General features: G+C 71.9%; 9 protein-coding genes. 6 read left to right on the forward strand and 3 right to left on the reverse strand.

Annotated features, from left to right (window positions below):
• Positions 1–36: 36 nt before the first annotated feature.
• The 3 genes from AN218_RS16270 to AN218_RS16280 form a co-directional block, all read right to left on the reverse strand.
• Complete coding sequence (locus tag AN218_RS16270; protein ID WP_070017611.1) at positions 37–555, reverse strand: hypothetical protein; 519 nt, start codon at positions 553–555, stop codon at positions 37–39.
• 11 nt (positions 556–566) lie between these two features.
• Positions 567–2,315, reverse strand: a complete 1,749-nt coding sequence (locus AN218_RS16275; RefSeq protein ID WP_375537912.1) for a nickel-dependent hydrogenase large subunit — start codon at positions 2,313–2,315, stop codon at positions 567–569.
• Between the two features lie 82 nt (positions 2,316–2,397).
• A complete protein-coding gene (locus AN218_RS16280) occupies positions 2,398–3,471 on the reverse strand; it encodes an NADH-quinone oxidoreductase subunit B family protein (RefSeq protein ID WP_070017613.1) in 1,074 nt (357 codons plus the stop codon).
• 205 nt (positions 3,472–3,676) lie between these two features.
• Between AN218_RS16280 and hypA the strand changes: the two genes are divergently transcribed.
• The 6 genes from hypA (at position 3,677) to hypE (ending at position 10,048) form a co-directional block, all read left to right on the forward strand.
• Positions 3,677–4,078, forward strand: coding sequence for a hydrogenase maturation nickel metallochaperone HypA (gene hypA / locus AN218_RS16285; RefSeq protein ID WP_070017614.1), 402 nt, complete (start codon positions 3,677–3,679; stop codon positions 4,076–4,078).
• Between the two features lie 5 nt (positions 4,079–4,083).
• Positions 4,084–4,929, forward strand: coding sequence for a hydrogenase nickel incorporation protein HypB (hypB, locus tag AN218_RS16290; RefSeq protein WP_070017615.1), 846 nt, complete (start codon positions 4,084–4,086; stop codon positions 4,927–4,929).
• Positions 4,926–7,367 carry a carbamoyltransferase HypF gene (hypF, locus tag AN218_RS16295; protein ID WP_070017616.1) on the forward strand — a complete coding sequence of 814 codons (2,442 nt, stop codon included), beginning with the start codon at positions 4,926–4,928 and terminating at the stop codon, positions 7,365–7,367. The genes hypB and hypF overlap by 4 nt, the downstream gene beginning before the upstream one ends.
• A gap of 83 nt (positions 7,368–7,450) precedes the next feature.
• Complete coding sequence (locus AN218_RS16300) at positions 7,451–7,729, forward strand: HypC/HybG/HupF family hydrogenase formation chaperone (RefSeq protein WP_070017617.1); 279 nt, start codon at positions 7,451–7,453, stop codon at positions 7,727–7,729.
• The gene (gene hypD, locus AN218_RS16305) at positions 7,726–8,961 is read left to right on the forward strand and encodes a hydrogenase formation protein HypD (protein ID WP_079132233.1); all 1,236 of its coding nucleotides are present in this window, start codon (positions 7,726–7,728) and stop codon (positions 8,959–8,961) included. Before AN218_RS16300 ends, hypD begins: the two co-directional genes overlap by 4 nt.
• Complete coding sequence (hypE, locus tag AN218_RS16310) at positions 8,954–10,048, forward strand: hydrogenase expression/formation protein HypE (RefSeq protein WP_070017618.1); 1,095 nt, start codon at positions 8,954–8,956, stop codon at positions 10,046–10,048. The genes hypD and hypE overlap by 8 nt, the downstream gene beginning before the upstream one ends.
• Positions 10,049–10,197: the final 149 nt, after the last annotated feature.

The following is a 10,197-nucleotide window of genomic DNA, read 5'->3' on the forward strand; positions in this document are numbered from 1 at the left end:
CGCCCTGCGCCCGACCGTCCGCCGCCGCCCCGCTGTTCACCGCTGCCCCGCGGGCGCCGCGTCCGCGCCGCGGAAGAGGGCGTCCACCGGGATCAGCGACGGTTCGGGTCCCGCCTCCTCGGTCTCCACCCGGGCGACCTCGGGCGCCGCGCAGGCCACCGCCTCCCGTACCTGCCGCGCCAGCTCCTCGGCGCCCGGCGAGCCGCAGCCCCCCGGTGCGAGCCGCACCCGTACCTCCGCCTCGCCGGCGTCCAGCACCGTCACGCCCCGTACGTCCTCCAGGGCGCGGCACACCCGCTGCTCCACGGGCTCGGGGTGCAGATCGTGTACGAGCAGCAGACGGCCCACCAACTCGTCGGCCGCGAGGGCGGATCGGGTCGCGGCGTCCGTATGGCTCATCACCCGCGCCAGGCACTCGCCGTACATCCCGGCCAGCGCGTGCAGCGCGTCGAGCGCCTGCTCGCGGGCCGCGGTGTCGGCGAGGCCGTCCAGCGCGGAGAGCAACTCCTCGGTGCGGGCGACGTGTTCACGCGCCTCGCGCTCGTCCCATGCCATCTCCGCGCGCCTTACGCCTGCGTGCCGAAGGTGGGCGAGTGGCTCTCGCGTACGGTCCGCCCGCCGCCGAGATACATGTGCACGCCGCACGGCAGGCACGGGTCGAAGCTGCGGACGGTGCGCATGATGTCGATGCCCTTGAAGTTCTCCGGGCTGTTCTCCTCGAAGATCGGCATGCCCTGCACCGCGTCCTCGTACGGGCCGGGGGTGCCGTAGTGGTCGCGCGGGCTGGCGTTCCACGGAGTCGGCGGGTACGGGTGGTAGTTGGCGATCTTGTGGTCGCGGATGACGAGGTGGTGGGAGAGCACACCGCGCACCGCCTCGTGGAAGCCGACGCCGATGGCCTCCTCGGGCACCTTGAAGTCCTCGAAGACCTTGGTGTGCCCGGCGCGGACCTCGGCGAGCGCGCGGTCGACGAAGTGCAGTGCCATGCCCGCGGCGTACGCGACGAAGTACATGCGGGCGCGGTTGCGCTCCAGGGTGTTGGGGAAGGGCGGCGGCGTCCATTCCAGCCGCGTCTCAGGGGAGTTGGGGGTCTTCGGCAGGTCGATCTGGACGCTGCGCCCGGTGGAGCGCACATACGGGGTGGCGACCTTGCCCGCCAGCGCGGTCGCCCACAGGCGGGCGAGGGGACCGCCGCCGGTGTCGAGGGCGAGGTGGTCGCCCGTGCGCTTGTCGAACCAGCGGGGGCTCATGACCCAGCTGTACTTGCCGCCGTCCAGGTCGCGCTTCTGCGGCTGCGGCAGAGTCGTCTGGTTCCAGGGGTGGCGGCGGTCGACGGGGTTGCCCAGCGGGTCGCGCTCGACGTAGGTCTCCTCCGACGTCCAGTCCTCGTAGTAGCTGCTGCCGAGCAGGATGCGCATGCCGAGGTTGATGTCGACGAGGTCGGTGGTGACCAGCTTGTTGTCGACGATGATGCCGGGGGTGACGAACATGGCGTTGCCCCACGTGTTCATCGTCCGGTAGTCGTAGTCGACGACCTCGGGGTCCTGGAAGCAGCCCCAGCAGGCGAGCAGCGTGCGGCGGCGGCCGACCTCCTCGTAGCCGGGCATCGCCTCGTAGAAGAAGTCGAAGACGTCGTCGTTCATGGCGACGGCCCGCTTCACGAAGTCCATGCAGCGCATGAGCCGTACGAGATAGTCGGTGAAGAGCTGGGGCGTGGCGACGGTGCCGACGCCGCCCGGGTAGAGCGTCGAGGGGTGCACGTGCCGCCCCTCCATCAGGCAGCACATCTCGCGCGTCAGCCGGCTCATCACCAGCGCCTGCTTGTACGTCTCGCCCTCGAACGGGTTGAACGAGCGCATGATGTCGGCGATCGTGCGGTGGCCGTGCGACTCGGCGCGGGGCGCGGGGGTGCGCTCGGCGCGTTCGAGGACGGAGGGGTTGGTCTCGCGGACCATGCGCTCGCAGTAGTCCACGAAGACCATGTTGTCCTGGAAGATCGTGTGGTCGAACATGAACTCGGCGGCCTCGCCGAGGTTGATGATCCAGTCCGCGAGCGGCGGCGGCTTCACGCCGTAGGCCATGTTCTGCGCGTAGACGGAACAGGTCGCGTGGTTGTCGCCGCAGATGCCGCAGATCCGGCTGGTGATGAAGTGCGAGTCCCGCGGGTCCTTGCCCTTCATGAAGACGCTGTAGCCGCGGAAGATCGACGAGGTGCTGCGGCACTCCGCCACTTCGCGGCCCGGAAAGTTGATCTTCGTGTAGATCCCGAGGTTGCCGACGATCCGGGTGATCGGGTCGAAGGCCACCTCGGTCAGTTCGCGTTCGCCGGTTCCGGGCTGTCTGGTGGACTGCTGGGCGGTCGCCACGTCTCGTTCCTCTCGCAGGTCGCTTCGCTGATTACTTGCGGCCGGTCCAGCGGGGCTGGTAGCCGGAGGTGAGGGCGGGCTCGTTGTGCCGCCACTTCGGTTCCCGGTCCGCCGACCGGTTCGTGATCGACCGCAGGCTGCGGATGAACGGCCCGTACAGGCTCATCAGCGACGAGGACAGCGAGCCGCCGGGAGGCTCGTCCATGAACGGCATGAACTTGTCGGGGAAGCCCGGCATGGTGCAGCCGATGCAGATGCCGCCGACGTTGGGGCAGCCGCCGACTCCGTCCATCCAGCCGCGCTTGGTGACGTTGCAGTTGACGACGGGGCCCCAACAGCCGATCTTCACCAGGCACTTGGGGGAGTTGTAGTCGTTCGCGAAGTCGCCCTGCTCGTAGTACGAGCCCCGGTCGCAGCCCTCGTGGACGGTCTTGCCGAACAGCCACGTCGGACGCAGCTTCTCGTCGAGCGGGATCGTCGGGGCGAGCCCGGCCGCCTGGTGCAGGACCCACAGCAGGGTCTCCATGAAGTTGTCCGGCTGCACCGGGCAGCCCGGCACGTTGACGATGGGCAGGCCCGCGGTGGAGCGGTAGTCCGCGCCGAGATAGTCGGTCAGGCCCATACAGCCGGTCGGGTTGCCCGCCATGGCGTGGATGCCGCCGTACGTCGCACAGGTGCCGATGGCCACGACGGCCCAGGCGTGCGGAGCGAGACGGTCCAGCCAGGTGTTGAGGGTGATCGGCTCGCCGGTCTGAGGGTCGTTGCCCATCGCCGTCCAGTAGCCGTCGCCGTTGATGTTCTCGTTGGGGATGGAGCCCTCGACGACGAGGATGAACGGGCCGAGTTCGCCGCGGGCGCCCTTGCGGAAGGCCTCCAGGAAGTCCTCGCCCGACTCGTAGGCCAGCACCTTGTTGTGCAGGTGAACCTTGGGAAGGCCCGGGACGGCGCCCAGCACCACGTCCTCCAGGCTGGGCAGCGAGGCCGCCGTCACCGAGACCGTGTCGCCGTCGCAGCTCATGCCCTCCGAGGTCCAGAGGATATGGATCTCGTCGAGCGCTCCCTCCGCCGCCGCTGCCGTCGTCGTAGCCGTTGCCGTCTCGCCCATGGGACCGATCCCTTCGCGCCGTCGCCGACCGCCGTACAGCTTTGAGCAATGCCGCTTGAAAATCTGACATATAGGTGGATAAGCCACCAGGTAAGCGCGCCGGGACGCGTGAGCCGATCGGATCACCTTGCCGCCGGAGGGCGGCGTGTCAGGGAGGCGCCCCAGGGGGCCGGGCCTGTAATGAACCGCGAAGCGGAGGGATCAGATGCACGAGATGTCCGTCGCCGTGGCGATGGTGGAGCAGGTGACCGAGGCCCCCGCTGGGGACGGGCACGCGAAGGTGTCCGCCGTGGTGCTGCGGCTCGGCGAACTCGCCGGAGTGGTGGCCGACTCGCTCCGCTTCTGCTTCTCGCTCGCCTGCGCCGGAACGGTGCTCGAAGGCGCCGAGCTCCTCATCGACCACGTGCCGGGCCGTGCCCGCTGCGCACCCTGCGGAGCGGAGTGGGCGACCGGAATGCCGCCGCAGCTCTGCTGCCCGCAGTGCGAGGGCGGACGGGCCGAACTGCTCGCCGGACGCGAGATGCAGATCGTCGCCCTCCGCCACGGCGAGGACGGCCCCGGCCCGGACCCCGCCGGCCCCGTACCCGTACACGCCAAGGAGAGCTGAGACGCATGTGCCGAGTCGTCGATCTGCAGCAGGCGGTGCTCGTGAAGAACGACGAGCGCGCCGGCACGCTCCGTGCCGAACTGGCCGCCCGCGGGACCACGGTGATCAACCTCCTCTCCAGCCCGGGCAGCGGCAAGACGGAGCTGCTCGAAGCGGAGCTGGCGCTCGCCGCGTCCCGCGGGGTTCCGGTCGCCGCGCTCACGGCGGACCTGGCCACCGAGCACGACGCGGAGCGCCTCGCCCGCGCCGGCGTCCCCGTCAAGCAGGTGCTCACGGACGGGCTGTGCCATCTGGAGGCCGACATGGTCCGGGCGCAGTTGGAGGGCTGGCTGCCGGACGGGACGCGGCTGCTGTTCGTGGAGAACGTCGGCAACCTCGTCTGCCCTGCCTCCTACGACCTGGGGGAGTCGCTGCGCGTCGTCCTCGCGTCGGTGACGGAGGGCGAGGACAAGCCGCTGAAGTATCCGACGGCGTTCGGGCTGGCCCAGCTCGTCGTCGTCACGAAGGACGACATCGCGGAGGCGGCCGGCTTCGACGAGGAGGCGTTCCGCGCCAACGTCCGCCAGGTCAACCCCGGGGTCGAGGTGGTGCTCACCTCGGCGCGGCGGGGCACCGGCCTCGGGCTCGTACTGGACCGGGCACTGGCGGTCGCCGCCGGCGAGCAGGCCCACCGGCCGGTCATGGCGCGCACCGGCGAGGACGCCGGAACCGACACCGGCACCGGGACCGGCACGGGGACCGAGGCGGGTTCCGGTACGGAGAGCGCCCACGGGCACACGCATCTGCACACCCGCGTACACGCGCACCCGCACACACAGGCCGCCGGTGTGCCGGCCCGCAGCCAGTCGTGAACCCGCAGCGCGGCACCGCCACGGCGGCGCCCGGCGGTGCACGGTTCACCGCGGCGCCGGAACGCCGCAAGGTCACCGTGCGGGGCGTGGTGCAGGGCGTCGGATTCCGTCCCTTCGTGTACGCGCTCGCCGGGGAGTTGGGGCTCTCCGGGCACGTCGCCAACACCGGGGACGGCGTCGTCGCCGAGGTCGAGGGCGGGCCCGAGGCGCTCGCCGCGTTCTGCGGACGCATCTCCTCGGACGCCCCGCCGCTCGCCGTCGTCCAGTCGGTGACACACGAGCCGATGGCCCTGGCCGGGGGACGCGGATTCAGCATCGCCGAGTCACGGGGCAGCGGCGGGACCGCACGCACGCTCGTCGCGCCCGACACCGCGACCTGCGCGGACTGTCTCGCCGAGATGCGCGACCCCGCCGACCGGCGCCACCGGCACCCCTTCATCACCTGTACGCACTGCGGGCCCCGGTTCACGATCGTGACCGGGCTGCCGTACGACCGCGCGCACACCACCATGGAGCGCTTCCCGATGTGCGCGCGCTGCGCCCGGGAGTACGCCGACCCGCGGGACCGGCGCTTCCACGCGCAGCCCGTCGCATGCCACGACTGCGGTCCCCGGCTGCGGCTGCATGTGCCCGGCGGCGGCGAACCGCCGGGCACCGCCGGGGAGGGCGAACCGGTCGCCGCCGCACGGACGTTGCTCGCCGAAGGACATGTCGTGGCGGTCAAGGGGCTCGGCGGCTACCACCTGGCCTGCGACGCCTCGAATCCCGCTGCCGTACGGCTGCTGCGGGAGCGCAAGGCACGCGGCGACAAGCCGTTCGCGGTGATGGTGCGCGACCTGGACGACGCGGAACGGCTCGTCGAACTCGACCCCGTCGCACGGGGGTTGCTCAGCGGAGGGCGCCGTCCCATCGTTCTGCTGCGCCGCCGTACGGCGTCTGCGGACGGTACGGGTGCGGACGCGGGGCTGACGGTCGCCGGTGAAGTCGCCCCGCGCAGCGCCGACTTGGGGATCATGCTGCCCTACACGCCGCTGCACCATCTCCTTCTCGGGCTCCCGGGCGACGCTCCCGGTCCGCGTGCGCTGGTGATGACGAGCGGCAACCTCGGCGGCGAACCGATCGTCACCGACGACGCCGAGGCCCTGGAGCGGCTCGCGCCGCTCGCCGACGCCTGGCTCACCCACGACCGGCCGATCCATGTGCCCTGCGACGACTCGGTCGTACGGGTCACCGGCGGCGAGCAGCTTCCCGTACGGCGCTCACGCGGGTACGCGCCCTTCCCCGTCAATCTGCCGGTGCCTGTGACGCCGGCGCTCGCGGTGGGCGGCGATCTGAAGAACACCTTCTGCGTCGGCGAGGGCCACCACGCGTGGCTCTCCGCGCACGTCGGCGACATGGACGACCTCGCCACGCTCACCGCCTTCGACGGCGCGCAGCGTCAACTCCGCCATATCACCGGTGTGCGCCCGGAGTTGCTGGCCGCCGACCGGCATCCCGGCTACCGCTCCGCGGGCTGGGCCGGGCGCAACGCCGAGGGACGTCCGGTGCACCGCGTACAGCACCACCACGCGCACATCGCCTCCGTCATGGCCGAACACGGGCTGGACGGCGGCGATCCCGTCATCGGCGTCGCGTTCGACGGCACCGGTTACGGGGACGACGCGAGCGTATGGGGCGGGGAGTTCCTCCTCGCCGACTACGACGGCTACCGCCGCCTGGCGCATCTCAGTCCCGTGCCGCTGCCCGGCGGCGACGCGGCGGTGCGGCGTCCGTACCGGATGGCGCTGGCCCATCTCTACGCGGCGGGCATCGCCTGGGACCATCTGCTGCCGTGCGCCGCGGCCTGCCCCGAGGACGAACTCAAGGCGCTCGCCGTCCAGTTGGAACGCGGTCTGGGCTGTGTGCCGACCTCCAGCATGGGACGCCTCTTCGACGCCGCGGCCTCGCTCGCCGGGGTGTGCCACCGCTCCGGCTACGAGGCGCAGGCCGCCATGGAGTTCGAGGCGGCGGCCGCCATGGCGCACGAGGACGAGGGCCAACGGGCCGCCCGCGACTGGGCGTTCACGCTGCGGGTCTCGGCGGGGGAGACCCTGACGTGCGATCCGGCTCCGGTGCTGGCGGGGATCGTCGCCAACGTACGGGCGGGGGTGCCCGCCGGGGCGACGGCCACGCGCTTCCACCGGTCCGTCGCCGCGCTCGTCCTGCGGGTCTGCCGCATCGCACGGGAGCGCCACCGGCTCGGGACGGTCGCGCTCAGCGGCGGCGTCTTCGCCAACTCCCTGCTCTCGGCGGCCTGTGCGCGGCTGCTGCGCGAGGACGGCTTCACGGTGCTGCGGCACCGGCTCGTACCGCCCAACGACGGCGGCCTGGCCCTGGGGCAGTTGATGATCGCCGCCCGCAGGGACGCACCGCCGCCGCCCGCGCGGGCCGCACGCTGACGCGGCGCCGCCCGCCGCCCCCATATGTGCCCGAGGGCCCACGCCCGTACGGCCCGAAGACCCACGGAACGAGGAGAGACACCATGTGCCTGGCGGTACCCGGCAAGGTGCTGGAGATCAAGGAGCGGGACGGCACCCGCATGGCGACCGTCGACTTCGGCGGCGTCGCGAAGGACGTGTGCTGCGAGTACCTGCCGGATTTGAAGCCCGGTGAGTACGCCATCGTCCACGTCGGCTTCGCCCTCCAGCGGCTGGACGAGGAGTCGGCGCGGCAGACGCTCGCGCTGTTCGAGGAACTCGGGCTGCTCGAGGAGGAGTTCGGCGATCCCTGGGAGCTTGCTGCACGGGAGGCGGCGCAATGAAGTACATCGACGAGTTCCAGGACCCGGCGCTGGCGCGCAGGCTGCTGGACGACATCCACGCCACCGTCACCCGGCCCTGGGCGCTGATGGAGGTGTGCGGGGGCCAGACGCACTCGATCATCCGGCACGGCATCGACCAACTCCTGCCCGAACAGGTGGAGTTGATCCACGGCCCGGGATGCCCGGTGTGCGTCACGCCGCTGGAGGTCATCGACAAGGCGCTGGAGATCGCCTCCCGGCCCGGGGTGATCTTCTGCAGCTACGGCGACATGCTGCGCGTCCCCGGCACCGGACGCGACCTCTTCCAGGTACGCGGCGAGGGCGGGGACGTCCGCGTGGTCTACTCCCCGCTCGACGCGCTGCGCCTCGCCCAGCAGCACCCCGAGCGTGAAGTCGTCTTCTTCGGCATCGGGTTCGAGACGACGGCGCCCCCCAACGCCATGACGGTGCACCAGGCGCGCAAGCTGGGCATCCGCAACTTCAGCCTGCTCGTGTCGCACGTCCGCGTGCCGCCGGCGATCGAGGCGATCATGCGCTCGGAGTCCTGCCGTGTGCAGGGCTTCCTCGCCGCCGGGCATGTGTGCAGCGTCATGGGGACGGGCGAATACCCGGCGCTGGCCGAGCGGTTCGAGGTTCCCATCGTCGTCACGGGCTTCGAGCCGCTGGACGTGCTGGAGGGCGTACGGCGCGCGGTGCGCCAACTGGAGCGCGGCGAGCACACGGTGGAGAACGCGTACGCACGCGTGGTGCCGCCCGGCGGCAACCCGGCGGCCAAGGCGATGCTCGACGACGTCTTCGAGGTGACCGACCGCTCCTGGCGCGGCATCGGCGTCATCCCGGACAGCGGCTGGCGACTGGCCGAGCACTACCGGGAGTTCGACGCCGAGCACCGCTTCTCCGTCACCGGCATCGACACCCGGGAGCCCGCCGCGTGCCGCAGCGGCGAGGTGCTTCAGGGGCTGCTCAAGCCGCACGAGTGCGAGGCGTTCGGCACCGTGTGCACGCCCCGTACGCCGCTCGGCGCGACCATGGTCTCCAGCGAGGGGGCCTGCGCGGCGTACTACCTCTACCGGCGGCTGGAGAGCACGGGCGGATCCCGTACGCCGCAGCCGTCCGCGTCCGCCGAGCCCGCCGCATCCGCCCAACTCACCGAATCCGCCGAAGCGTCCGGGCCGGCCGGGGTGCCGGCGCCGTCCGCGTCCGCACCGCTGGAGGGGAGCCCCGTTGTCTGACACCACCGGCCTCGCAGAGCCCGGAACCCGTACGGACGTCCCCGACTTCTCCGGCTGGACGTGTCCCGCGCCGCTGCGCGACCAGCCGCGTGTGGTCATGGGGCACGGCGGCGGCGGAGCGCTCTCCTCGGAGATCGTCCAGCACATCTTCGCGCCCGCCTTCGGCGGTGAACTCCTCGCCGAACTGGGCGACTCGGCGAGGATCACGCTCGGCGGGACACGGCTGGCCTTCTCCACCGACTCCTTCGTCGTACGGCCGCTGTTCTTCCCCGGCGGCAGCATCGGCGACCTCGCCGTCAACGGCACCGTCAACGACCTGGCCATGAGCGGCGCACGGGCCGCCTATCTCTCCTGCGGCTTCATCCTGGAGGAGGGAGTGGAGGTGCCGCTGGTCTCACGGGTCGCCGAGGCGCTGGGCGCCGCGGCCCGTACGGCCGGTGTCGAGGTCGCCACCGGGGACACCAAGGTCGTCGAGTCCGGGCACGGCGACGGCCTCTACATCAACACCTCGGGCATCGGGCTCGTCCCCGACGGCGTCGACATCCGGCCGCAGCGCGCGGTGCCGGGCGACGTCGTCATCGTCAGCGGGGCGGTCGGCGCGCACGGTGTGGCCGTGATGAGCGTGCGCGAGGGGCTGGAGTTCGGCGTGGAGGTCGAGAGCGACTGCGCCGCGCTGGGCGGTCTCGTCGAGACGATGCTCGGCGTGACCCGTGACCTGCATGTGCTGCGCGACCCCACGCGCGGCGGACTCGCCGCCGCCCTCAACGAGATCGCGGTGGCCGCGACGGTCGGCGTGGTCCTCCAGGATAAGGCGGTGCCGGTGCCGCCCGCGGTGGCCAACGCGTGCGCCGTCCTGGGACTCGACCCGATGTACGTCGCGAACGAGGGCAAGCTCGTCGCCTTCGTACCGCGCGAGCACGCCGAGGAGGTGCTGGCCGCCATGCGGGAGCATCCGCTGGGCGCGGAGGCGGCGGTCGTCGGCGAGTGCGTCGAGGCGCACCCCGGCATGGTCGTCGCCCGCACCGGGCTGGGCGGGACGCGCGTGGTGGACCTGCCGGTCGGCGAGCAGCTACCGCGTATCTGCTGAACCGGCGTACGGAGCAGGGGAGTTGCTCCCGTACGTAGATCGGACGTACGGAAGCGGGCCGTACGGGAGCGGGGCGCGGCGGTAGGCGGCGCCCCGCTCCCGCATGCTGCGCTCCCTCACCCCGCCCGCAGCCCGTGCTCGCCCAGCGG

It is taken from the genome of Streptomyces nanshensis (assembly GCF_001751255.1).
GTDB classification, from domain to species: Bacteria; Actinomycetota; Actinomycetes; order Streptomycetales; family Streptomycetaceae; genus Streptomyces; species Streptomyces nanshensis_A.